The following is a 23,577-nucleotide window of genomic DNA, read 5'->3' as shown; positions in this document are numbered from 1 at the left end:
CTCGACGAGCCCACCAACCACCTCTCGCCCCGACTCTGCGACGAGCTGGAGGACGCCCTCGGCGGCAGCCCCGGCGCCGTCGTGGTCGCCAGCCACGACCGGTGGTTGCGCTCCAGGTGGCACGGACGCGAGATCCATCTGCGCGGCACCTGAACGGGGGCCTGCCACGACTGCACGGCGAACGCGGGTGAGCATCGAAGAATTCGATGCTCACCCCGCAAAGCATTAGGGCTGTTCATGCTGGCTGATCCCCGATAGGGTCCCCGCCATCGTCTCAGGCAGGAGGTTTCGGGTGGTCAGGAAGCGTGCGCTTCGCATTGTCGTCGGTCTCGCCGCACTCTCACTCGCCGTCGCCGGCTGCGGACGTTCGACCAGCGGTCAGACGCCGCAGGCCGGTGGTTCCGCCTCGGTCGCCGCCGACGCCAAGGCTGCCGATCTGGTCCCGGCCGCCCTCAAGGAGAAGGGTGTGCTCCGGGTCGCCACCGCCGAGGGCTACCCGCCGATGGAGATGTACAAGGAGGGGACCCAGGAGCTGACCGGCGTCGACCCGGACCTGGCGGCGGCGATCGCCGGGCGGCTCGGCCTGAAGCTGGAGATGACCAACGCCAGCTTTCCCGGCCTGATCCCGGGCCTGCAGGCCGACCGCTGGGACCTGGCGATGTCCTCGATGAGCGACACCGAGGAGCGCCGCAAGGCCGTCGACTTCGTCGACTACTTCCAGGCCGGCGGCGCGATCATGGTGGCGAAGGGCAACCCGGCCGGGGTGAAGGATCTGGCGGACCTGTGCGGCCGGGCCGTGGTGCTCGCCAAGGGCAGCTCCAACCTCGCCATCGGGGAGAAGCAGAACGCCTCGTGCGCCAAGAAGATGACCATCTCGCAGAGCGAGGACGCCCCGACCGGCCTGCTGCAGATCGACGCCGGGCGCGCGGTGGCCACCATCGTCGACTACCCGGTGGCCAAGATGCTCGCCGGACAGAGCGGCAAGTACGAGGTCCTGGAGACCCAGTACGAGGCCGGCCCGTGGGGCATCGCGATCGACAAGAAGGACAGCCAGCTGCGGGACGCCGTCCAGCGGGCGCTCCAGGAGCTGATCGAGACGGGCGAGTACGCCAAGATCCTCGAGAAGTGGGGCGTGCAGGGCAGCGGTGTGCAGACCGCGACGGTCAACGACCAGAATTGAGCACACCGGTGGATGCGATCGTCAAGGGCCCGGCTCCGGCCGGGCCCGGCCCGGAGGTGAACCGGATCAGCCACCCGCTGCGACCGGGGCGCTGGCTGGCCGCCGGGGTGACCGCTCTGATCCTGGCCTGGCTGGCCTGGACCGTTGCGATCAACCCGAACCTGCACTGGGACATCGTCGTCGAGTACCAGTTCGACCATGTCATCCTGGAAGGGCTCTGGGTCACCGTCCAGCTCACCGCCGCCTCCATGGCGATCGGCGTGGTGCTCGGCGTCATCGTGGCGCTGATGCAGGTCTCCGACAGCCGTACCCTGCGCGCCGGCGCCATGGCGTACGTCTGGTTCTTCCGCGGCACGCCGCTGCTGGTGCAGCTGATCTTCTGGTTCAACATCGCGCTGATCTTCCCCGAGATCGGGCTGGGCGTGCCGTTCGGCGGCCCGAAGTTGGTGACCTGGGAGACGAACGCCCTGGTCACCGGGTTCGTCGCGGCGCTGCTCGGGCTGAGCATCAACGAGGGCGCCTACATGAGCGAGATCGTCCGAGCCGGCCTGCGCTCGGTCGACCCCGGCCAGCAGGAGGCCGCTGCGGCGTTGGGCATGTCGCGCATGAAGATCATGATGCGGGTGGTGCTACCCCAGGCGATGCGGATCATCGTCCCGCCGACGGGCAACCAGTTCATCTCCATGCTGAAGACCACCTCGCTCGTCTCGGTGATCGCCGGCGCCGACCTGCTCACCGTCGCGCAGCGGCTCTACCTGACCAACTTCGAGGTGATCGCCCTGCTGATCGTCGCGTCCATCTGGTACCTGGTCCTGACCACCGTCGCCAGCATCGGCCAGTACTACCTGGAACGCCGGTTCAGCCGCGGCTTCGGCGCCACCGCTCCGGGCACCCTGCGCGGGCGGATCACCCGCAACCTGCGCCTCACGGGGAGCGCGCGATGACCCCGCCCATGGTGCAGTGCCGGTCCCTGCGCAAGAGCTTCGGCCGCCTGGAGGTGCTGCGCGGCATCGACCTGACCATCGCACGCGGCCGGGTGGTCTGCGTGGTCGGCCCCTCCGGATCCGGCAAATCCACCCTGCTGCGCTGCCTCAACCACCTCGAGGAACCGCAGGCGGGTCGGGTCTACGTCGACGGCGAGCTGATCGGGTACGAGGAGCGCGGCGGCCGGCTGCGACCGCTGCCGGACGCGCGACTGCGCCGGCAGCGCGAGTCGATCGGCATGGTCTTCCAGCGCTTCCACCTGTTCCCGCACCGCACGGCCCTGGAGAACGTGATGGAGGGCCTGGTCGCGGTGAAGGGCGTCCGGGCGGCCGACGCGCGACAGCGCGCCGCCGACCTGCTCGACCGGGTCGGCCTGGCCGACCGCGCCCACCACTACCCGGCACAGCTCTCCGGCGGCCAGCAGCAGCGGGTGGCCATCGCGCGGTCCCTGGCCATGTCGCCGAAGCTGATGCTCTTCGACGAGCCGACCTCGGCGCTCGACCCGGAACTGGTCGGCGAGGTGCTGGAGGTGATGAAGGACCTCGCGGCGAGCGGGATGACCATGATCGTGGTGACCCACGAGATGGGCTTCGCCCGGGAGGTCGGCGACCACCTCGTCTTCATGGACGAGGGCCTGATCGTCGAGCAGGGGCCACCCCACGAGGTGCTCACCGCGGCGCGGCACGACCGTACCCGCGCCTTCCTGTCCAAGGTCCTCTGATGGCGCGGTTGGACCTGCTGGTCACCGGCGGCGACGTGATCGACGGCAGCGGCTCGCCGGCCCGCCCCGCCGACGTGGGCGTCCGGGACGGGCGAATCCTGCTGCTGCCGCCGGGCAGTCGCACGCCCGCCGGCGAGGTGGTCGACGCGAGCGGGCTGGCCGTCACGCCGGGCTTCATCGACGTGCACACCCACTCCGACCTGCTCGCCGGCGACGACGCGCAGCGCGAGGTGCTGCGCCGGGCGCCGCTGCTCCAGGGCGTCACCACGGAGATCTGCGGCAACTGCGGAATCAGCCCCTTCCCGGTTCCACCCGAACGCGCCGGCCCGGTGCGGGAGCTGCTCGCCGCGACCTTCGGTCCGCCCGCGTCGGCGTACGCGTCGTTCGCCGAGTTCGCCGACGCGCAGGGCGTGGCCCGGCGCAACCACCTCGCCGCCCTCGTCGGACACGGAACGTTGCGCGCCGCGGTGGTCGGCTTCGCCCAACGGCGGGCCACGCCCGAGGAGACCCGGCGGATGTGCCGGCTGCTCGACGAGGCGCTCGCCGCGGGCGCGGCCGGCCTGTCGACCGGCCTGATCTACTCCCCGGGCGTCAACGCCGGCACCGACGAGGTCATCGCGCTGGCCCGGGTCGCGGCCGCGCACGGCAAGCCGTACGTGACGCACCTCCGCGACGAGATGTCCCAGGTCGAGTCGGCCCTCGAAGAGGCCGTCGAGATCGCCACCGCGGCCGGGGCGGCGCTGCAGGTCTCGCACCACAAGACGGCCGGGCGGCGCGCCTGGGGCGCCACCGTCCGCACCCTCGCCCGACTCGAACGGGCGCGCGCCGAGGGACTCGACGTCACCTGCGACGTCTACCCGTACACCGCGGGCAGCACGGCCCTGCACGCGATGCTGCCGCCGTGGCTGATCGCCGACGGGGTGCCCGCGATGCTCACCGCCGTCGCCGATCCGACGGTCCGCGACCGGATCCGCACCGACCTGGTCGCCGGGGTGCCGGGCTGGGAGAACACCGTGGGAAACGGCGGCTGGGACCTGATCCGGGTCGCGTCCGCCGCGCGCAACACCGACGCCCAGGGGCACACGATCGCCGAACTGGCCGCCGCGCGTGGCGTCGACCCGGTCGACTACGCCTGCGACCTGCTGGCCGCCGAACGCGGCGACGTCACCATCCTCAGCCACTCCATGCACGAGGACGACGTACGCCGGGTGCTGGCCAGCCGGCTGACCATGCTCTGCTCGGACGGCGTACCGAAGGGGGGCCGCCCGCACCCGCGGTGGGCGGGCAGCTTCGCCCGGGTCCTCGGCCACTACGTTCGTGACGTGGGACTGCTGGAGTTGGCGGAGGCGGTGCACAAGATGACGGCGATGCCCGCCCGCCGCTTCGGCCTACCAGACCGCGGGCTGCTCGCCGACGGGTACCACGCGGACCTGGTGGTCCTCGACCCGCAGCGGGTCGCCGACGGCGCCACGTACGACGATCCGTTGGCGCCTCCGCACGGCGTGCGGTGCGTGGTGGTCGGTGGCCGGATCGTGGTGGACGGCGGTGAGGCCACCGACGCGCGGCCGGGTCGGGTGCTGGCCGTGCCGGACCGGCAGCCCGCCCGGCCGGGGCCGCGATGAGGCCGGCGGTGCGGGTCGGGGCGATGGTGCGCCGGCTGGACGACGGCCGCACGGTCTCGGCCGACCCCGACCTTGCCCTGCCGCTGGCCAGCGTCGGCAAGGTGCTGCTCCTCGCCGAGGTGGCCCGGCGGCTCGCCGACGCCACGCTCGCGCCGGACCAGCCGGTGGAGCTGCTCGACGCCGACCGGGAGGTCGGCGGCACCGGACTGCTCGGCCGCCTGTCGCCTCGGCGATGGACGGTCGCCGACCTGGCCACGGTGGTCGCCGCGGTCAGCGACAACGCCGCCACCAACGCCCTGCTGCGGCTGCTGACCCTCGAGGCCGTGCAGGAGCTGGCCCGCCGCGCCGGGCTGCGGGACACCACCGTGCACGACCGGATCCGGGCCGAGCGCGGCCCCGACGTGCCGCGGACCTTCGCCACCGGCACCGCCCACGAGCTCTGCGCCTTCCTCGCGGACGTGGCGACGGGGACGTGGCAGAGCCCGCAGGCGTGCCGGCTGCTGCGCGGCTGGCTCGCCGGCAACACCGACCGCACGATGGTCGCCGACTCCGTCAACCACGACCCGTGGTCGAGCGACGGCGTCCGGGTGGAGAACAAGACCGGCACCGACACCGGGGTACGCGCCGACACCGGGATCGTGTCCGGCCGGCACACCGTCGTCTACGCCGTGATCGCCGCGTTCGAGCCCGGGGCCGAGCGGGAGGCCGTGGCCGAGCTGCGGCGCTGGGGCGCGGCGGTCGACCGGCTCGCCGGGGCCCACCGCTCGGACAGCTCCTGACTGAGCGTCGCCGCCGCGCCGGCCAGCCGCTCGACGAAGCTGCCGACGACCGGATTGGGGTTGCCGGGGCGCAGCGCCACGCCGATCTCCCGGTGCAGATTCGCGTGGGCGAGCTGCCGCACCGCCACCCCGCCGGGATCGCCCAGGCCGAGCGACGGCACGAGCGCCACCCCGACACCGGCCCGCACCAGGCCCAGCACCACCTCGTAGTGGTCGCTGCGGCAGCGGACCCGCGGCGGGAAGCCCTCGGCCCGCGCCGCCAGCTCCAGCACCGAGACCTCACCCTGCACGCCGAGGGTGGTGATCCACGGTTCGGCGGCAAGGTCTGCGAGCCGCAGCCGCCGCCGCCCGGCGAGCGGGTGGTCGGCGGGGAGCACCACCAGTTGCGGGTCCACCATCAGCGGCTGGACCTTCGTGTGCGGCGACTCCTGCGCCGGGCTCAGCGGATGGTCGAAGACCATCACCAGGTCCAGCTCACCCTGGTGCAGCCGGGGCAGCAGTTCGTGCGGCTGTCCCAGGATCAGCGCCAGCTCCACCTGCGGATGGTCGCGGGTGAAGCTCGACAGGGCGCGCGGCAGCAGTTCGGTGCCGGCGGTGGCGAAGAATCCGATCCGCAGCAGTCCCTGGCGGCCCTTGCCGTGCGTGGCCAGTTCGTCCCGGGCGGCCGACATCAGATCGGCGATCTGCTGCGCGTAGTCCGCCAGGCGCTGGCCCGCGGCGGTCAGCCGCAGGCTGCGTGGCCCCCGCTCCACCAGTGCCACCCCGGCCTCCTGCTCGAGGGTGGCGAGCTGGTGGGAGACCGCGGACGGGCTCAGCCGAAGCTGCTCCGCGGCGGCGACGATGGTGCCGCGGCGGGCGATCTCGAGGACGACCTGCAGGCGTGCGGTGTTGAACATCGGCGGGCTGCCTTCCCCTGCTCGAGGGCGCTCGGTCAGCCGTCGACCGCCGCCCGGCTCACACTCTCGCACGCCGTCCACGCCTGCTCCACGCCGACCACGGCGGCGCCGCCGATCCGCCGCACCACAGATCAGTCAGATGCGGTTGGAGCCTCGGGCCGCCGGCGGTACTGCGGGGGTGGCCGTGTGCCGGCAGCCCTGCCCAAGCCGCCCCTGGGAGGATGGGCCGGTGGATGGCGATCTGGCTGTGGCGGTGGCAGGCGTTCTGGAGGCGTTCGCCCGGTACCCGCGCAGCGCGATGCTCGAAGGCTGCCCGCATTGCCGAGGACCGGTGCCGGTCGACGATCACCACCTGTTCTCTCTGACCATCAGCCTCGGTAACACGGTCGGCAACCGCGACGACCTGAAGAGTCTGCTGCCCCTGCTGCTGGAGCGCATGGTCACCTCCACCGAACTCGACCCGGCGATCGTTCTGGGCAAGCTGCCTCACGAGCAGTGGCGCACCTGGCCCGAAGCAGAGCAGGGCTCCATCGACATCTACCTGGATGCGGTGTGGCGGTCGTTGCTGGCGACGTACCCGTCGCAGGTCGGTTCGTTCTGCGACCCGGCCACCTTCCTGGACGCGGTCGTAGCCGGCGGGGAGAGCGTCGAGCGGTTCCTCGATGGGTGGGACGTGATGCTCGGCTCGGCGGCGGACCGCCACCTGGCTGCCACGGTGACCGGACTCGACTTCGCGGGCCGGAGGCCGACGGCGCTTGCCGCCTGGCTACGCCGCGAGTCGGTCGGCGACCGGCTGCTTCGGGCGTTCGAGCGCGACCACGCCATGTCCTGGGGTGACGACCTGGCGCGGGCCTACGATCTCGTCCGCAGGTGACGATCCGTGCGCAGCTAACTCCACCGAGTCGGCTGCCGTGCCGCCCCAGGCCCGCCTCGTAAGGTTCATTTCGGCTCAGATCGGAACGGCGGGGCGGCCGTACTAACCTCCCCTCAGCGTGGTGGCGCCGCGGGAGAGGGAGATGCCGTGATGCTGGCGGAAGTCGGCGTGGACGAAACGGGTGAGCTGGTCTACCGGGCTGCCCTTCAGCGCCGGGTGTGGAGCCTGGAACAGCTTCGCGATGCCGTGGACCTGCCGGCGGCGAAGGTCGACGCGGCGGTGCGGCGTCTGGTGGAGATCGGACTGCTCCGGCGGCCCCACGCCGACCAGATCCGGCCGGTGAACCCGGCCGTCGGGTTCGCGCCGCTGCTGTCGTACGCCGAGGCACGGCTCGCTCGCCGGACGCGAGCGGTGGAGCTGACCCGGGCAGCCGTCGCGGAGATGTCGGCCAGCTTCCGGACCAGCCCCGCGCTACTGCACGACGTCGAACTGCTCGACGACCGGGACGCCGCCTGGCTGTGTCTCGAGGAGATCGCGGCGAAGGCGACGACGAGCATCCAGTGCCTGGCGGCCGCCGGAGCGGTGCCGGGGATGGGGACCGGCACCGACTACGACCCGGCGTACCAGCTGGCGGAGTGCGCCGCCGCGCGTGGGGTCCGGGTGCAGTTGATCCTGCTGGACAGCATCGTCAACGATCCGCGGCTGCTCGCGGGCGCCCGACGGGTCCGCGACAACGGCGTGGAGGTCCGGACCACCCCGACTCTGCCGGTGTGGACGTTCGTCGTCGATGACCGGTACGTCGTGATGGTCATCGACCCGGAGGACAACCAGCGGGGCGTCATCCGGGTGTCCCACCCGGGCCTCGTGGCGGCCACCGCCGACCTGTTCGGCCGGCACTGGCTGTCCGCGGTGCCGATCGAGCAGCAGGCTTCCCCGCCACCGGGCGAGCTGACCCGGCAGCAGCGGCAACTGCTCCAGCTTCTCGCGGCGGGGGCCAAGGACGAGAGCATCGCCCGGCAGTTCAGCGTCTCCGCCCGCACCGTCCGGCGGATGATCGCCGAGCTGGCCGACCGGATCGGCGCGACCAGCCGCTTCGAACTCGGCGTCCAGGCGGTACGCCTCGGCTGGCTCGACGACACACCCGAGCCGGTGCCGGGCCCCGAGCCGTTCCACGCCTGAGCCGCCGATGGCGAACCCGCCGGCTGCCACGAGGCAACTCGGCGGGTTCGCTACCTGCGCGAATACCGCTCGCTTGCACCCCTCCCAGCTGGTGCTCCATATGCCCATGGCAGGTTGTAGGTGGTTTCGACGTTGCGGACGAACGCCTTGGACTCGCGGGCGAGTTCGTCCAACGGTCGGCGAACTGGAAGGTCACCCTGCCGTCCGAGGTACGTACCGCGGTGCCGCCGCCCACGTCGACGTACCGGGTCCCGCTCACCGTTCCGATCGAGTGGTCCAGCTTCAGTTCGGTTTCCCCGAGGTAGACGGTCACCGCTGCCGGGTCGCGGTGGACGAGTCGGTTGCCGTCGGCGTCGTACCCGAACTCGGTGACCTTGCCGGCCTCGGCCACCGAGGCGACGTGGCCCTCGGCGTCCCAGGTCAGGGTCTGGTCAGCGCCGGCGACCTGGCGTCGCCTCGTGTTGCCGGTGGCGTCGTAGGTGTAGCTGTCCGTACCGGCACCCGGCCCGGTGGTGACCACGCCCGAGAGTCGGTGTGCTCCGGGCTTGCCAGCCTCCGGATAGCTGTACGCGCGCCGCACGTCCCTGGCCGGGTCCCCGCCGGTGTCGTGTCGCGTCTCCGTGGGCCGGTTACCGACCTTGTCGAAGGTGTACGAGTGCCGGTAGGGATCCGGGCCGCCGACGGTCGCACCGACGCCGGTCGCCGGCGCCCCGGCGCAGTTGCCGGTGGCGGTCCACGCCTCCGTCATCCGGCGCAGGTAGTCGTAGCCGCAGGCGGACACCGCGACGCCCATGTCGACGGACCGAGGAATGACCTCGGACCGGACGCGGGTGGTGCCGGTTCCCGCGTCCCGCCGCGGATGTGGCCCCGGGGGCGCCTGCCCTCGGCGATGCCGGACACCTCGGCCACTGGCACGTCCCACCACGCGCCGCCGTCAGGTCCGGCCCCGAGCCCGGCGCCACGGGGTCGACCGTTGAACCACCATGCCTCAGGGAGGACGTCGCCACGCCGCCGACGGGGCATTATGGCCGGTAGTCGTTCCGTCCACACTGGTCGGACGGCCCGGGGGTCGGATGCGTTCGGGGTCGGATTTCCGTCCACCCAGATCTGGTCTACGCCGGACAATGTCGATATCGTTACCGGCCAATTGGACGGCCGATGATCATTCGTCGTCAGCTGACCTCCCCATGCCCCGAGAACAGGAGGACGCGCTCGTGGCCTCACCCGCTGATTCAACGGTCGCCAGCGACGACGTCGAGCCGCAGCGGCCCATTCCGCGTTTTCTCACCGAGTTCACGCCCACCCGGTGGCGCCGTCGGCTGAGCCCCTTTTCGCGCGTACCGAAGCACTCCAAGATGGGCGAGACCTGGCACGTGGCGGCGAAGACCGCCCCGGACGAGCTGGTCATCGTCGACCGCCCGCCGGACATCGACCCCGACGGAGCCGAGGCCCGCACCTACACCCAGTGGGCGGAACTCGTCGATCGCGCCGCGGCCTGGCTGCACAAGGCGGGCGTGCGCCCGTGGGACCGGGTGGCGATCCTCAAGCAGAACCACCTGGACATCGTCATTCTCGGCTGCGCCATCGCCCGGATCGGCGCCATTCCCTGCATGTTCTCCGGCTCGTACGGGCCGGAGGCGATGATCCCGATGCTGGAGCGGCTGGAACGGCCGTTCCTGTTGACCGACCAGAAGCACCTCGACAAGTGCGGCATCACCCCGGAGGTGGTGGCGGAGCTGACCGTACGGACGATCAGCGTCGACGCGGTCGCGGACCGGCCGGACGTGCTGCACCTGGACGACTTCAAGGACGCGCCGCCCGTCCAGCCGAACATGCGCGAGTTCAAGGAGCCGGTGGTCATCACCCACACCTCCGGCACCACCGGCATACCCAAGCTGGTCATGCACTCCGCCGAGTCCATCTACGCGATGGCGATCGTGGAGACCGAGCGGTGGCCCAGGTTCGGGCTCCGGCGCAGCGACACGGTGGCGTTCTGCGACCCCTACACGCACGAACGACTCACCACGATGCAGCTGGCGATGGCCGCGGTCGGTCCGCGGGTGCTCTACCTGTCCGACCCGCTCTCGCCCAGGGTTCGGGAGTTGCTGGCCGAACACAAGCCGACGCTGGTGGAGGCGTTGCCGAACATCTACCTCGCCTGGGAGCCGCTGGCCCGCGACCCCGCCGGACTGTTCAGCAACGTGCGGGAGTACGTCAACTCGTTCGACGCCATCCACACCCGGACGATCCGCACCTTCATGGCCGCCACCAAGCGCCGGTTCCCGATCTGGGTCCAGTCGTGGAGCCAGAGCGAGAACGGCGCGCTCTGCATCCGGCCGTTCTTCCGCTTCGTGGTGCGCCGCAAGGGGCACCGGCCGCCGCCGACGCAGCTGATCGGCTGGCCCATTCCGTTCCACGCCAAGATGCGGGCGGTGGACCCGGAGACCGGCAAGGAGGTGCCGCGCGGCCAGGTCGGCCTGATCGAGATCGACCAGCCGGGACGGTGCCTCGCCTACGTCGGCGAGCAGGACCGGCACGACCTCAAGTGCAACGGCAGGTGGTGGAACACCGGCGACCTCGCGGTCATCAACAAGTGGGGCGCCGTGCGGATCGTGGACCGGGAGATCGATCGCATCCCCGGCGGCAGCGCGATCGAGTTCGAGGACCTCATCCTCGACCGGATCGACTACACCACCGAGGTCGTCATCCTTCCGGTCGCCGGTGACCTGCCGGTACCCGTGGTCAGCACGGCGGACGACGTTCCGCTGGACAAGGGCGACTGGGAGCGGGCGGTCGCGGACCTGAGCCCGATGGCCCCGCCGATCCAGATAAAGTGGGACGAGTTCCCGCGAACCGGCACGTGGAAGATCCGCCGGGTCGCGCTCCGGGAGACGCTGCTCTCCGATTCCCAGGCGATCGGCATCGGGCGCTGGACCTGATCATCACCATCCTGTGATCACATCGACGCGGCGCCGGTCCTGACTGTGCCGGCGCCGCGTCGTTCTCCCGGGCACCGCGGTCGAGCGAAGGGTTACTGCCATGTTGGATCTCCTCGGCCGGCTCGCGCACCGGGCGCGCTGGTGGGTGATCGCCGGCGCCGCGGTGTTCCTGGTCGCCGCGGGCACCTGGGGCGCCGGCGCGTTCGGCGACCTGGCCGTCGGCGGGTTCACCTACGCGGCGAGCGAGAGCTCCCGCGCCGACGAGGTCGAACGCAAGGCGCTCGGACGCAACGACGCGGACGTCGTCGTGCTGTTCGGCAGCGACCGCTGGACGGTGGAGGACCCCGCGTATGCCGCCGCCGCCCGGCGCGTGCTGGACGGGCTGCCGGCGGACCGGGTCGAGGGCGTGACCGACTACTGGCGCGCCAGGGTTCCCGCGCTGGTCAGCACCGACCGGCACGAGACGTTCGCGGCGGTGCAGGTCGCCGGTGCCACCGAGAACGACCGCCTCACCAACTACCTCGCCATCAAGGGCAGCCTGACCAGCCCGGATCTCGACGTCACCGTCGGGGGGCCGCTGGCGCTGATCGACGACGTCAACAGCCAGAGCAAGGCGGACCTGACCCGCGCCGAGGCGCTGGCGTTGCCGATCCTGTTCCTGCTGCTGGTGCTCATCTTCCGAAACCTGCTGGCGGCGCTGCTGCCGGTCGCGGTCGGGGTGCTGGCGATCGTGGGCTCGTTGGCCGGCCTGCGGCTGCTGGCGCAGTTCACCGACATCTCGATCTTCGCGGTCAACGTGGTCACGCTGCTCGGCCTCGGGCTGGCCGTGGACTACAGCCTGTTCATGGTCAGCCGGTTCCGGGAGGAACTCGGCGCGGGCCACCCCGTCCCGGCGGCGCTGCGGCGGACCATGGTCACCGCGGGCCGGACCATCGTCGTCTCCGCGGTGACCGTCGCGCTCGCGCTCGCCAGCCTGGCCGTCTTCCCGCAGGTGTTCCTCCGGTCCATCGCCGTCGGTGGGGTCGCCGCGGTGCTGCTGGCGGGATTCTTCGCGATGACCGTGATGGCGGCGATGCTGTCCCTGTTCGGGCCGCGGCTGCGGGAGCGGCGGCGCAGGCCGGTCGACACCGACCCGGACTCCGGCGCGTGGGCGCGGATCGCGCGGACGGTGATGCGCCGACCCGTACTGGTCGGTGGCGCGGTCATCGCCGTGCTGGTGGTTCTCGGTCTGCCGTTCCTGCGCATCTCCTACGGCTGGCTGGACACCCGGGTGCTGCCCGCCTCGGCGGAGAGCCGGCAGGTCCAGGACGCCATCGAGCGGTCGTTCCCGGACAGCGTCACCCGGCCGGTCGAAGCCATCGTCACCCTGGACGGCCCGGTGACCGGTCCTCCCGGCCGGGAGGAGATCACCGCGTACGTGGAGCGGGTGGCCGCGCTGCCGGGCGTGCAGCAGGCGGACGTCAGCGGTCTGGCCGGCGGCACCGCGCGGGTCACCGTCCGGTTCGACGCGGAACCGATCTCCGAGCAGGGACGGGAACTGGTCGACGCGGTGCGCGGCGTCGAACCGCCGCCCTCCGGCACGGTGCTGGTCGGCGGCGACGCCGCCGGGTTCGCCGACCTGATGGACATGCTCGAGCAGCGGCTGCCGTGGATGGCGCTGCTCGTCGTGGTCACCACGTTCGTGCTGTTGTTCCTGTCCTTCGGCTCGCTGGTGCTGCCGGTCAAGGCGATCCTGATGAACGTGCTGAGCCTGACCGCGGCGTTCGGCGCGGTGGTGTGGGTCTTCCAGGACGGCCACCTCGCCGGGCTGCTGCAGTTCACCTCCACCGGCAACATCGACGTGGTGCAACCCATCCTGATCTTCGCCGTCGCGTTCGGACTGTCGATGGACTACGAGGTGTTCCTGCTCTCGCGCATCCGCGAGCACTACGACCTCAGCGGTGACAACACCGAGGCGGTCGCGGTCGGGCTGCAGCGGTCCGGCCGGATCATCACCAGCGCGGCCCTGCTGCTGGTGGTGGTGATCGTGTCGTTCGCGACCGCGAGCGTGCTGGTCGTGAAGATCATCGGTATCGGGCTCGCCCTCGCCGTCGTCGTCGACGCCACCATCGTCCGGGCGCTGTTGATGCCGGCCACGATGCGGCTGCTCGGCCGGCTCAACTGGTGGGTGCCCGGGCCACTGCGACCGCTCTACAGCCGGTGGGGGATCCGCGGGGAGAGCAGCCACCTGGACGCGGAGCGTACGGCCGTGTAGAGGCGGGTTCAGCGGTGCCCGCGCCCGGGGAAGCCCCCGCCGTGCCAGCCCGTCGTGAGGCGCGCCCGTGGCCTGGGGGCCCCTCCCAGGCCACGGGACGGAGGATCAGTAGATCAAGGCTCGGCCGAGGCCCATGTCGGTGAGGCGGGTGGAGTGCACGATGCTCGTGACCTCGACAGCCTTCTGGATGCGTTCCTCCGGCGTGGTGTCGACCAGCCGCCGCCCGTCCCACACCTCGTAGTCACCGATGGCGGCCAGGTGCGGGGTGATGCCCTCCTGGAACCAGTTCTCCCAGCGCGTGAGCTGGTCGGACACCGGCAACTGCTCCCACAGCCGCATGCCGTCGCGGATGAGCTCGACGAGGCGTTCCTTCTCGTCGGGGTGCCGCTGCACGTGCTCGCGGATGATCGACGTGCCGACGGCCAGGTGGCGCACCTCGTCGATGGCGGCGCCCTTCTCCATGTCCGCCATCCGCGGGTCGATCGGTCGCCACTTGCGCTCGCTGAGTTCGAACGACGGGGCGAGGAAGCCTTCGACCAGGATCGTCAGCAGCACCACGCCGCCGACGAAGTCCTGCTGCTCGCGCACGATCGGCATGCCGTACTCCTCCAACGGATCGAGGATGGTCGCCTTGTCGTGCGCGGTCTGTCGGGCGATGACGGCGGCGACGTCGTGCTCGTCGATGCCGAGGTTCCGCAGGTGGTTCCGGAAGATCATCGCGTGCCGGGTCTCGTCCATCAGCTGGGTGGCGTAGAACTCGGCGGTCGTGGAGTCCGGCGCGCACGCCACGATGTGACCGATCGCGCGGGCCGCCCGCTCCTCGGCCAGCGCGCGGAACGCGACCTCCTGGATCAGTGCGTCCCGCAGCGGGCCCGGCTCGTGCAGGAAGGCCGGGGTCACCAGCTCCGGCGAGTAGCCGACGATGTTTCCGCGCAGCGTGCGCTGCGGGACGTTGGCGAACCAGTACCGCAGGTCGCAGTCGCGTGCGGTCAGCCGGATGCCCTCCGCGCCGTCGAACAGGGAGGACGCCTGGTCCCAGTCGGCGGCGTCGGCCGCCGTCATCCCCGACCGCTCGTCGGTGCGGGGGGCCGCGGGCTGGGGACTGTAGGTGACCACCGGCTGTGGGCGCGGGCCGGGCACGGTGACCGGTGCCGCGTCGGCGGATCGGACAGGGGCCGGGGCCGGCTCGATCGTGGGGCCGGGCGCGGGTGCGGCGGCCGGCGGGACCACGGACGGCTGTACCGGCGCCGGTGCCCGCACCGCCTGCGGGCCCGGTGGCTGCGCGGGCGGCACCGCCGGTGCCTGCACGGACGGCTGCGCCGCTGGTGGCTGCGCGGCGGTTGCCGGGGCGCTGTCGTTCATGACGAACGGGCGGGTGCCGTCGAGGTAGTCGACCAGCGGCGCCGCGACGCTGGCCCGCGACGGCGGGTGGAACGCGACGCACTGGCAGGCCGCGACCAGGTAGGCCACCTCGGGGGAGCGGATGAACGACATGCCCCCGAGCATCTCGACCGCCTGGCGGGCGGCGTCGGTGATGGCGTCCTGCGTGCCGTAGCGGGCCATCAGGACACGGGCCAGCGCGTCGTTGTCCGTCTCGCCGTCCTGCATGGCGCGGGCCGCGCCCTCCAGCAGCTGCGTCGCCGTCTCCAGCCGGGTGCCCAACGCGGCGCGGTCGGTGACCGCGCCGCGCCCGGCGGCCAACGCGCGTTCGACGAGCGTGCTGGCCATGCCCAGGTACGACGCGGTGATGAGCAGCTCGAACCAGATGAACCCGACGGTCTGCAGGTCGTCGAGCATCCCGTCCGGGCCGCTCTCGGTCGGGATGACCAGTTCCTCCTCGATGAACACGTCGGTCAGCCGGACCTCGTCGCTCTCCGCGCCGGCGAGCACGGTGCTGCCCCAGAACGGGTGCCGGGTGATGCCGCGCAGCGTGGCCGGCATGAGCAGGAAGGCCGTCTGCTGGCCGCCGCCCGGTGCGGGCACCGCCACGCTGGCCGTCAGCAGGTCCATCGAGTGGCTCAGGCTGCACGGTTTCTTCGACCCGTTGATCCGGTAGCCGCCGTCCACCGGCGTCGCCGTCATCGTGGGGGAGAGGATGCCCTGGGCCGGGCGGCCCTCGGCGAAGCCCGAGGAGACCAGCAGGTTGCGGCTGGTGATCGCCTCCAGCAGGGCCCACTCCATGCCCGAGTTCTTGATGCTCTCGGCGAAGGTGAACAGCGTCGCCACGGAGAAGTGGTGCATCGTGGTCGCGACCGCCAGCGACGGCGCGTGGGCGCCGATCGCGCGGGTGACCCGTACCGCGTCCAACGGGGACGCGCCGAGCCCGCCGTAGTCCTTCGGGATCACCAGGCTCGGGCCGCCGCTGGCCCGGAACACCGGCAGCGTGCCGCCGCCGGAGGCTTCCCGTTGCTCGAACGGGACCTTCGACAACCCGTCGAGCAGCCCCGGCAGGTACGACTCGCAGAGGGCACGGGCCTGATCAAGGGATCGCACGGATTTCCTCCCGGGGGCGGACGGTCAGCGGGGGATGAGCGAGCGGGCCGCCGCGCGGCGCAGCTTGCCCGACGGGGTCTTCGGGAGGCTGCCCGGCGGCAGCACCACGACCTCCGCGGGACGGGCGTCGACGTCGGCGAGGACCCGGTTGGCGATCGCGTCGGACAGCGCCTTCTCGGCGGCCGGGTCACCGACCAGGCGGGACTCGACCAGCACCGCGAACGACTCCCGCGCCACCCCGTCGCCGGCCATCAGTCGTACCGCCGCGACGTTGCCGTCCCGGACGCCGTCGACGCCGGCGGCCGCGCGCTCGATGTCGGTGGGATAGATGTTGCGGCCGCCCATGATGACGACGTCCTTGCGGCGGCCGCAGACCACGATCTGACCGTCGACCAGGTAGCCCTCGTCGCCGATGTCCAACCAGCCGTCGTCGTCCAGGGCCGGGGCCGGACCGTCCTCGGTGAGGTAGCTCCGGGTCACCGAGTCACCGCGCAGCTGCAACCGGCCGATCTCACGGTCGCCCAGCTCGGCGCCGGAGTCGTCGACGACCCGCACGGTCACGCTCGGGTGGGCGGTGCCGAGCATGGGCAGCCGGCGCACGGCGGTCGGGTGGTCGTCGCCCGCCGGTACCGCCCGCCGGTTCTTCTCCAGCTCCAAGGCGTCGACGGTGTCGAGGAGCATCGGATCCGACAGCGCCGACAGCGAGATGACCAGGGCGCTCTCCGCCGCGCCGTAGCAGCAGTTCACCGCCTCCGGTCGCAGGCCGAACCGGGCGCCGGCCGCGACGAACGCCTCCACCGTCGACGGGTCGATCGGCTCCGCGCCGTTGCACAGGGCCTTCAACCGGGACAGGTCGAGCGAACCGGCATCGGCGCGGCCGAGCTGCCGGGTCAGGATCGCGTACGCGAAGTTCGGCGCGGCGGTGATCGTGCCGCCGTACCGGCTCATCAGCTCCGCCCACACCATCGGACGGCCGAGGAACTCCGCGGGCGTGACCATGACCAGGTCGATGCCGGTGAACATGGGCAGCAGCAGGCAGCCGACCATGCCCATGTCGTGGAAGAGCGGCAGCCAGCTCACCAGCACGTCGTCGTCGCCGCACTCGAGGTGGGCCGCGGTGTCGACGAGGTTGGCGTGGATGTTGCGGTGGGTGATCCGCACCGCCTTCGGCTCGGCGGTCGAGCCGCTGGTCAACTGGAGCAGCGCGGTGTCGTCCTCGGCGGCGGGCACGACGGTGAACTCCCGGTCGCTGTCCAGGTCGCCGATCATCCGGTGGGGGACGCCCTGCTCGCGCAGCACGTCGGCCATCGCCTCGAACGGGGCGCCCACCAGCACCAGACGCGCGTCGATCATGCGCAGGACACGCAGCGTGTCGTCGCGCCAGACGGACAGGTCGGTCCGCGGGGTCGGCTGGTGCAGCATGGTCACGCTGCCGCCGGCCAGCCACGTCCCCTGGGCGACCCGCGCGACCTCCCCCGGGTCACCGGCCAGGACCGCGACGGCCTGGCGGGGGGCCAACCCGCCCGCGACCAGTGCCGCCGCCGTACGCCGGGCCGCCTCGTGCAACTGCCCCCAGCTGCGCCGCACCGGGTTCGCGGGGGCGCCGGTGACCATGCCGCCCGACGACCGCCCGGCGGTGCCGACGACGGCATCGACGAAACGGCTCACCTCGATCTCGCCTGATTCATGCGGGACAGCGTAGACAGGGCGATCGACAAAGACCATAGATCCTTTGTGGAGTCCGTACGGGCGATTGTGTTGGCCGCCGTGACCGATAGAGGATGACCGCTGCCCGGTGGGTGACCGCGGCACCGACGTTGATGATCGCGGAAGGCGGCCGCCTGAATGGGTGACTCCAGGACGCAGTGGTGGTTGGATGTCGTACGTACCGAGGCGGCCGAGGTGCTCGGTCGGCCGCGTGGTGACGTCACTGCAGACGGCGCCTTCGCCGACCTTGGCTTCGACTCACTGACCGCGCTCGAACTGGCCGACCGGCTGTCCGAGGCGAGTGGGCTCCAACTGTCCGGCACCCTCGCCTTCGACTACCCCAACCCGTCGGCCCTGGCCGGGTACCTGGCCGAACAGGTCGGCGGCCCGGACGCGGACCCGGGAGCGGGGCACCCCGTCGCCACGCCGACGGCCGGCGAGCCGGACGGCACGCCGTCGGGTGGGCCCGAGCCGATCGCCATCGTGGCGATGGCCTGCCGTTTCCCCGGCGGAACGACCACCCCCGAGGACTTCTGGACCTTCCTGGCCGACGGCCGCGACGGCGTGGGGCCGTTCCCGACCGACCGGGGCTGGGACCCGCAGGTGTTCCACCCCGACCCCGACCGTCCCGGCTCCACCTACGCCCGCCACGGGGGATTCCTCTACGACGCCGGCGACTTCGACGCCGGATTCTTCGGCCTGTCGCCCCGCGAGGCGTTGGCCACCGATCCGCAGCAGCGGCTGATGCTGGAGATCTCCTGGGAGGCGCTGGAACGCGCGGGCATCGACCCACGCACGCTGCGCGGAAGCCGCACCGGCGTGTACACCGGCGTCATCGCCGGCGACTACGCCCCACGCCTCGGCGCCATCCCGCCGGAGGTCGCCGGCTTCCTGATGGCCGGCAACGCGTCCAGCATCGTCTCCGGCCGCGTGTCGTACACGTTGGGCCTGGAAGGACCCTCGCTGTCGGTCGACACCGCCTGCTCGTCGTCGCTGGTCGCGCTGCACCTGGCGGCCCGCTCGCTGCGTACCGGCGAGTGCGACCTCGCACTGGCCGGCGGGGTCACCGTGATCGGGACGCCGTTGGTGTTCACCGAGTTCAGCCGCCAGGGCGGGCTCTCCCCGGACGGGCGGTGCCGGTCGTTCGCCGCGTCCGCCGACGGCACCGGCTGGGCCGAGGGCGCCGGTGTGCTGGTCCTCGAACGGCTCGCCGACGCACGCCGGCACGGCCGGCGCGTCCTGGCGGTCCTGCGGGGCAGCGCGGTCAACTCCGACGGGGCGTCCAACGGCCTCACCGCGCCCAACGGTCCGTCCCAGCAACGCCTGATCGCCGACGCGCTCGCCGACGCGGGACTCGACGCACCCGACGTGGACGTGGTGGAGGCACACGGCACCGGCACCCGGCTGGGCGACCCGATCGAGGCTCAGGCGCTGACCGCCGCGTACGGCTCCGGCCGGCAGCGTCCGCTGTGGCTCGGGTCGGTCAAGTCGAACATCGGACACACCCAGGCGGCGGCCGGCGTCGCCGGGGTCATCAAGATGGTGCTGGCGCTGCGGCACGGCCGGCTGCCCCGCACGCTGCACGTCGACGAACCCACCCCGTACGTGGACTGGTCCGCCGGCCCGCTGCGGCTGCTCACCGACGAGCAGCCCTGGCCGGCCGGCACCCGGCCGCGCCGCGCGGCGGTGTCGTCGTTCGGGATCAGCGGCACCAACGCGCACGTCATCGTCGAGGAGGCGCCGCAGGACGAGCCCGCCGCCCCGGCCGACAGGGCGGCCGTGCCGGCGCCGCTGGTGCTCTCCGCGCGGACCGTCCCCGCGCTGCGCGAACATGCCCGCCGCCTCGACGCCTTCCTCGACGCCCACCCCGACCTGCCGGCCCGCGCGGCGGCGGTCGCGGCAGCCCGGCGTACGGCGTTCGAGCAGCGCGCCGTCGTCCTCGACCGCGACGCCCTCGCGGCGCTCGCCGCCGGGCAGGACGCCCCGGCCGTGGTCACCGGCACGGCGAGCGAGGGCAGGCTCGCCCTGGTCTTCCCCGGACAGGGATCGCAGCGACCCGGGATGGGGCGGGAACTCGCCGCGGCCGAACCGCGGTTCGCCGCCGCCCTGGACGAGGTCTGCGTCGCACTGGACCGGCACCTGGACCGCCCCATCCGCGCGGTCATCGACGGCGACCCGGACCTGCTGGACCAGACCGCGTACACCCAGCCGGCGCTGTTCGCCGTGGAGGTGGCGCTGTACCGGCTGCTGCGACACTGGGGCCTCCGGCCGGACTACGTCCTCGGCCACTCGATCGGGGAGATCACCGCCGCACACGTGGCCGGCGCGCTGTCGCTGGACGACGCCGCCCGCCTCGTCGTCGCCCGCGGACGGCTGATGCAGGCGCTGCCCGCCGGCGGCGCGATGGCCGCGATCCAGGCCACCCCGCAGGAGGTCGAGCCGCTGATCGCCGACCCCGCGGCGCAGGTCGGGCTCGCCGCCGTCAACGGCCCGACGTCGGTCGTCGTCGCCGGTCCGCAGGACGCGGTGCAGACCGTCGCCGACGCGTTCGCCGCACGTGGCCGCAGGACCACCCGGCTACGCGTCAGCCACGCGTTCCACTCCCCGTTGATGGAGCCGATGCTCGCGGACCTCGCCAAGCTGGAGGCGGACCTCACCCACCGGGCGCCGGAGATCCCGCTGGTCTCCAACGAGACGGGCCTGCCGGTGGACATGATCACACCGGGGCACTGGAGCCGGCACGCGCGGCAACCGGTGCGGTTCGCGCAGGGCGTACGCCGGCTACGCGAGCAGGGGGTGAGCCGGTTCCTGGAGGTCGGGCCCGGCGGCGTGCTGTCGGCCATGGTCCTCGACTCCGTCGGCGACCTGGACGCCGACACGGGTGACCCGACGATCGCCGTGCCGCTGCTGCGCGGCGGGCGCGACGAACGGGACTCCGCCTGGGACGCGGTGGCCCGCCTGTTCGCCCACGGCGTGGACGTCGACTGGCCCGCGCTGGTCGGCGGGGACGTCCCGCCCGCGGAGCTGCCCACCTATCCGTTCCAGCACCGGCGGTACTGGTTGACCCCACCGGCCCGGCCGCTGCTCGGGGAGCCGGTCGAGACGCTGGACGCCGGAGTGCTGCTGACCGGCGAACTGTCGATCGCGGCCCAGCCGTGGCTCGCCCAGCACCGCGTGGGCGGGGCGGTCGTCGTACCGGGCGCGCTGCTGGCGGAGCTGGCGGCGCGCGCGGGCGCGCACGTCGGCTGCCCCGAGGTGGTGGAGCTCCTCCTGCAGGCGCCGCTGGTGCTCCCCGAGGCCGGCGCCGTCCAGACCCGGGTGGTCGTCGCCGGGACGGACGGCGACCCGACCCGTCCGCTGACCATCCACGCGCGCCCACCCGGCGGAACGTGGACGCCGCACGCGACGGGAACCGTCGCCCCGGTGCGGACCAGCGACGCCACCCGGTTGAGGCTGTGGCCGCCGCCGGGCGCGGCGCCGTTGGACATGGACGGCTTCTACGACCGTCTGCGCGCCGGTGGCTACGACTACGGCCCGGTGTTCCAGGGCGTCGGCCGGGCGTGGAAGCGGGGCGACGAGATCTTCGCCGACGTGACGCTGCCCGCCGACGCCGCCGGCGCGACCGAGGGTTTCCTGCTGCACCCGGCGCTGCTCGACGCATCGCTGCACGCCCTCGGCCTGCTCGGCGACGCCGGCGCGGACGACGGGATCGCGCTGCCGTTCTCCTGGACGGGCCTACAGGTGCACGCCCGAGGCGCCACGGCGCTGCGGGTCCGGCTGACCCGCGACGGCGACGGCGTCGACGTCGTCCTCGCCGACCCGTCCGGTGCGCCGGTCGCCTCGGTCCGGCACGTGGCGCTGCGGCCGATCACCCCCGACCGGCTCGCCCTCGGGCCGTCCGGGGCGGGCGGCGGGTACGAGCTGCGCTGGGTGCCGGCCGCGTCGGTCCGGTCCGACCAGCCGGTGGTCTGGCTCGACGAGTTGACGGCCAGCGACCAGGTTCCCGACCTCGTCTTCACCGAGCTGCCGCCAGGCGGTGACGACCCGCACCCCACCGTCGCCGCCGCGCTCGACCTGGCACACCGCTGGCTGGCCGAACCGCGGTACGGCGCCGCCCGGTTGGCCGTGGTGACCCGGGGGGCCGTCGGCGACCAGTCCCGGGACCTCGCGCAGGCGGCGGCGTGGGGGCTGCTGCGGTCGGCGCAGTCCGAGCACCCCGGCCGGTTCGCGCTGATCGATCTGGACGACGACCCGGCGTCGCGGCGGGCGCTCGCCGCGGCCGGCGCCGCCGGAGAACCGCAGGTCGCCGTCCGCGCCGGTGGACTGCTGGTGCCTCGGCTGCACCCGTCGGCCGCCGACAGCCTCGTCCCGGAGACCGGGGCCGCCACTGATCCCGGGGCCGTCACCCGCGTCGGACCACGGCCGTGGGCCCCGCAGGGCACCGTCCTCGTCACGGGCGCGACCGGCGCCATCGGCCGTCTCGTGGCACGGCACCTGGTGGAGCGGCGCAGGGTGCGGCACCTGGTGCTCACGTCCCGGCGTGGATCCGACGCCCCCGGCGCCGCCGACCTGGTCGGCGAGCTGTCCGCGCTCGGCGCGGAGTCGGTGCGCGTCGTCGCCTGCGACGTCGCCGACCCGGCGGCCCTGGCCGACCTGCTGAGGTCCGTCCCCGCCGAGCATCCGCTCACCGCCGTGCTGCACCTGGCCGGTGTGCTCGACGACGGGGTCGTCGAGTCGCAGACCCCGCAGCGGGTGGCCGGAGTGCTGCGGCCGAAGGTGGACGGCGCACGGCAGCTGCACGAGCAGACCCGCGACTGCGACCTGGCCGCGTTCGTGCTCTTCTCCTCCGCGGCCGGCCTGCTCGGCTCACCCGGGCAGTCGGGTTACGCCGCCGCCAACGCCTACCTCGACGCCCTCGTCGCCCAGCGGCGCGCGCAGGGGCTGCCGGGGCAGTCGCTGGCGTGGGGCCTGTGGGAGCTGCCGGACGGGATGGCCGAGCAGGTCAGCGACACCGGCCTGCGTCGCATGCGCGGGATCGGGCTGGCGCCGTTGCCGCCGGGGCGCGGACTGGCCCTGCTGGAACGGGCGCTCGACTCGGACGCGGCGACGCCGGTCCTCGTCGACGTGGACAGCGCCCTGCTCGACGGGCACGACCGGCGGTCGGTGCCGCCGGTGCTGCACGACCTGATGGCCACGGACCGCCCGGCCGGCGCGGACGTCGCCGGCCTGGGGGCGCGGGCCACCGCGTCGGTCGACGCGGCAACGGGTGGCGTGCCCGGCCCGGCCGGCGGCACCCGGGCGGAAGGCACGGACCTCGCCAGGACCCTGCCCGGGCTCGCTCCCGCCGAACAGGACCGGGTGCTGCGGGAGATGGTGCTCGCCGAGGCCGCCAGGGTGCTCGGCCACGCCTCCGCCGCCGACCTGGACGGCACCCGGAGCCTGCCCGAGCTCGGCTTCGACTCGCTGACGGCGGTCGAGCTGCGCAACCGGCTCGCCACCGCGACCGGGCTGACCCTGCCGGCGACCCTGGTGTTGGACTACCCGAACGTGCGGGAACTGGTCGGCTACCTACGCGGTGAGCTGCTACCCGAGCAGGCGTCCACCGCGCTCGGGGTGCTGGAGGAGTTGACCCGGCTGGAGTCCAGCCTGGCCAACCTGACGATGGACGGTGTGGCGCGCAAGCGGCTCGCCGACGCCCTGCACCAGCTGCTGTCGCTGGTCGACACCGAGTCGGACAAGGTCGACGCGGCGAAGGACGACTTCTTCGACCTGCTCGACTAGGAGCCCGCCTCGGCCCGTAGGGAAAAGCGGGGCCGTGGGGCGCCGCCCGCGCGGGCGGGGGGGGGGCCGCGCCGCCCCCGCCGCCGCCCGGCGGGCGCCCCCCCCCCCCCCCAAACCGGCGGCGTGGTGGGCGTCGCCACCCCGGGCGCGCCGGCCGGGACGGTCTCT

The 23,577-nt window shown here is 73.0% G+C and carries 13 protein-coding genes and 1 pseudogene; 10 read left to right on the top strand and 4 right to left on the bottom strand.

The features are described 5' to 3' along the window. The first annotated feature begins 292 nt into the window (after window positions 1-292). The 5 genes from AB0L34_RS22475 to AB0L34_RS22455 are packed head-to-tail and all read left to right on the top strand — an operon-like array spanning window position 293 to window position 5,286. The gene (locus tag AB0L34_RS22475) at window positions 293-1,180 is read left to right on the top strand and encodes an ABC transporter substrate-binding protein (protein WP_363706288.1); all 888 of its coding nucleotides are present in this window, start codon (window positions 293-295) and stop codon (window positions 1,178-1,180) included. Next, the gene (locus AB0L34_RS22470) at window positions 1,177-2,124 is read left to right on the top strand and encodes an amino acid ABC transporter permease (RefSeq protein ID WP_363706286.1); all 948 of its coding nucleotides are present in this window, start codon (window positions 1,177-1,179) and stop codon (window positions 2,122-2,124) included. Before AB0L34_RS22475 ends, AB0L34_RS22470 begins: the two co-directional genes overlap by 4 nt. Beyond that, entirely contained in the window at window positions 2,121-2,885 is a 765-nt protein-coding gene (locus AB0L34_RS22465; RefSeq protein WP_363706284.1) for an amino acid ABC transporter ATP-binding protein, read from the top strand. The genes AB0L34_RS22470 and AB0L34_RS22465 overlap by 4 nt, the downstream gene beginning before the upstream one ends. Next, entirely contained in the window at window positions 2,885-4,507 is a 1,623-nt protein-coding gene (locus AB0L34_RS22460) for a D-aminoacylase (protein ID WP_363706282.1), read from the top strand. The genes AB0L34_RS22465 and AB0L34_RS22460 overlap by 1 nt, the downstream gene beginning before the upstream one ends. An 8-nt stretch (window positions 4,508-4,515) precedes the next feature. Continuing rightward, a complete protein-coding gene (locus AB0L34_RS22455) occupies window positions 4,516-5,286 on the top strand; it encodes a serine hydrolase (protein ID WP_363706280.1) in 771 nt (256 codons plus the stop codon). Here AB0L34_RS22455 and AB0L34_RS22450 read toward each other — a convergent pair. Beyond that, complete coding sequence (locus AB0L34_RS22450; protein ID WP_363706278.1) at window positions 5,169-6,182, bottom strand: LysR substrate-binding domain-containing protein; 1,014 nt, start codon at window positions 6,180-6,182, stop codon at window positions 5,169-5,171. The genes AB0L34_RS22455 and AB0L34_RS22450 overlap by 118 nt on opposite strands. Window positions 6,183-6,411: 229 nt before the next feature. On the opposite strand from AB0L34_RS22450, the gene AB0L34_RS22445 reads away from it, so the two are divergent. Together AB0L34_RS22445 and AB0L34_RS22440 are read left to right on the top strand one after the other, a co-directional pair. Next, window positions 6,412-7,056, top strand: coding sequence for a hypothetical protein (locus AB0L34_RS22445; RefSeq protein ID WP_363706276.1), 645 nt, complete (start codon window positions 6,412-6,414; stop codon window positions 7,054-7,056). 150 nt (window positions 7,057-7,206) lie between these two features. Continuing rightward, a complete protein-coding gene (locus AB0L34_RS22440; protein ID WP_363706290.1) occupies window positions 7,207-8,235 on the top strand; it encodes a LuxR C-terminal-related transcriptional regulator in 1,029 nt (342 codons plus the stop codon). Window positions 8,236-8,560: 325 nt separating this feature from the next. Here the strand turns inward: AB0L34_RS22440 and AB0L34_RS22435 are convergent. Next, window positions 8,561-8,983: pseudogene (locus AB0L34_RS22435) on the bottom strand (hypothetical protein); the annotation flags it as partial. Between the two features lie 607 nt (window positions 8,984-9,590). Between AB0L34_RS22435 and AB0L34_RS22430 the strand changes: the two are divergent. Continuing rightward, window positions 9,591-11,174, top strand: coding sequence for a class I adenylate-forming enzyme family protein (locus tag AB0L34_RS22430; protein WP_357464462.1), 1,584 nt, complete (start codon window positions 9,591-9,593; stop codon window positions 11,172-11,174). A 100-nt stretch (window positions 11,175-11,274) separates the two neighbouring features. Then, window positions 11,275-13,428, top strand: a complete 2,154-nt coding sequence (locus tag AB0L34_RS22425; protein ID WP_363706274.1) for an MMPL family transporter — start codon at window positions 11,275-11,277, stop codon at window positions 13,426-13,428. A 105-nt stretch (window positions 13,429-13,533) separates the two neighbouring features. On the opposite strand, the gene AB0L34_RS22420 is transcribed toward AB0L34_RS22425, so the two are convergent. Next, the gene (locus AB0L34_RS22420) at window positions 13,534-15,921 is read right to left on the bottom strand and encodes a hypothetical protein (protein ID WP_363706272.1); all 2,388 of its coding nucleotides are present in this window, start codon (window positions 15,919-15,921) and stop codon (window positions 13,534-13,536) included. 24 nt (window positions 15,922-15,945) lie between these two features. Further along, a complete protein-coding gene (locus tag AB0L34_RS22415; RefSeq protein ID WP_363706271.1) occupies window positions 15,946-17,589 on the bottom strand; it encodes a fatty acyl-AMP ligase in 1,644 nt (547 codons plus the stop codon). Window positions 17,590-17,766: 177 nt separating this feature from the next. On the opposite strand from AB0L34_RS22415, the gene AB0L34_RS22410 reads away from it, so the two are divergent. Beyond that, on the top strand, window positions 17,767-23,409 hold the full coding sequence (locus AB0L34_RS22410; RefSeq protein ID WP_363706269.1) for a type I polyketide synthase: 5,643 nt from the start codon (window positions 17,767-17,769) through the stop codon (window positions 23,407-23,409). Window positions 23,410-23,577: the final 168 nt, after the last annotated feature.

This window comes from Micromonospora sp. NPDC052213 (genome assembly GCF_040679695.1).
In the GTDB taxonomy this organism is placed as follows: domain Bacteria; phylum Actinomycetota; class Actinomycetes; order Mycobacteriales; family Micromonosporaceae; genus Micromonospora.
Note: the sequence above shows the minus strand (reverse complement) of the source record. Positions and strands in the feature narration are given on the sequence as shown.